Here is a 1,845-nt window from a genome sequence, read left to right as displayed (position 1 = left end):
CAGAAGTTGATCCTCTAGATTTAATAGGACAAATTTTGGACTCTTTTTTTCTATTCCAATTTTATTATTTCCTAATAAAAAGATTGATAGCTAGTATACGAAGTTTTATTAAATGGCATAATGTACTAGATTATTGGTGTATAATAGCTTTTTGTTGTTTTATTGGTCATGCTTTCTATGGTGGACATGCGTATACGAGCCCTCTAGTACTTTCGTATTTAGCTGTTTTTATTTATGTATTAGATAATAGAGATGTAAATAAATATATTTGATCTTATGAATATTCTTTTTTTTGTAGAAAGTGGAGTCGGTAATTCGGCTCTACTAGTAGATCAATTGATTGCATTGTATAAACAACATAAGAATGTATGTGCCATATTGAGTACAAAGGAACAAGAACCTGGGTTAATTGAGAAAATTAATTCTTTATTGATTCCTAATTATATATTACCAGGTTTAGCAGAACATCAGTCTTTTAAGAAGAATGCAATTCAATTAAAGCAGATTATTGAAGAACAATCTATAGATGTTATACACATTCAAACAAATTGGGAACTAGCACTTATTATATATGTGAAGTATGTTCTATATACTTCTAGAAAATTTAAAATGCTATACACCATTCATGCGTATAGGCATAATGAGAGATTTAAAGCATATTTAACTCGATTAATATTGACGTTTGTTCTTACATGTTTTGTGGATAAAGTGATATGCATGTGTACATCATTGAAAAAAAATTTTCGTTGGTTATCTTATAAAACAGCGATACTTCCTTTAGGAATTGATGAGTCTTTTTTTGAAGAATTTTATCATCCATTGTCTTTAGATAAGTTGAGATTGATTTATCCAGCCCAATTTCGAATAGGAAAAAATCAGGATCTAATAATAAGAGCATTTGCAGAATACCGAAGTATAACTCATGATATGGATTCTATATTGATATTGCCTGGGGGAGGGGGATTGTTGCAAAAGATGAAAGATTTATGTAAAGAACTGGAATGTGATCAGCAAGTCTTGTTTCCAGGATATTGTTCAAAAAAGGAGATACTTTCGTATTATAAAAAGAGTAATACAGCTGTTGTAGCAAGTAATAATGAAACCTTTGGGCAATGTATTGCAGAACCATTTGTTTTAGGACTTAATATTATAACAACGAAAGTAGGTGTTGCTTCAGATATTATTTTTAATAATCAGGGTGGTTTCTATTTCAAAACGCAAAAAGATCTAACGTCAATATTGCTTGAATTATCAAAAAAGCCTATGCTAATAGAAAAGAATGGCGAAAGGAACTTTCAAATGCGAGATAAGTTTAGATGGTCCATCATAACTAAAGAATATTTGAAGGTTATAAATCAAATGATGTGTAATGAAAAATAGTATTCTTTTCATCCTCCATCTTCCTCCCCCTATACATGGTGCTTCTATGGTAGGGAAGTATATTCAAGAAAGTAAACTTATAAATTCTTCTTTCGATTGTTATTATATAAATCTTGCAACAGCTGGTGATTTGTCTGATATAGGACAGTTTAGTTTGAAAAAGATTTTGAAATATGCATTTTTATTGAAACAGATTGTTCATCTCGTAAAAAGTGTTCATCCTGATTTAGTGTATATAACTCCTAATGCTAGGGGAAAAGCGTTTTGTAAAGATTTTATTGTAGTGCAAATTCTCAAAGGACTGGGCTGTAAAGTATTGGCTCATTATCATAATAAAGGTGTTGCAAATTGCCAGAAAAAGTGGTTGGATGATTTGCTATATAAACATTTCTTTAAAAATTTGAAAGTAATACTATTAGCGGAAGTTCTGTACAGGGATATAGCAAAATATGTAAAGAAGGAAGA

Annotated in this window: 1 protein-coding gene and 1 pseudogene; both read left to right on the top strand. The window is 30.1% G+C overall.

The features are described 5' to 3' along the window. Positions 1 to 276: 276 nt before the first annotated feature. On the top strand, positions 277 to 1,380 hold the full coding sequence (locus HMPREF0106_RS02080; RefSeq protein ID WP_009041093.1) for a glycosyltransferase family 4 protein: 1,104 nt from the start codon (positions 277 to 279) through the stop codon (positions 1,378 to 1,380). Further along, positions 1,370 to 1,845: pseudogene (locus HMPREF0106_RS27570) on the top strand (glycosyltransferase family 1 protein); the annotation flags it as partial. The gene HMPREF0106_RS02080 and the pseudogene HMPREF0106_RS27570, both read left to right, overlap by 11 nt.

This window comes from Bacteroides sp. D22 (assembly GCF_000163675.1).
GTDB lineage: Bacteria > Bacteroidota > Bacteroidia > Bacteroidales > Bacteroidaceae > Bacteroides > Bacteroides xylanisolvens.
The sequence above is the reverse complement of the archived record's forward strand: the minus strand, read 5'-3'. Positions and strand labels throughout refer to the sequence as shown.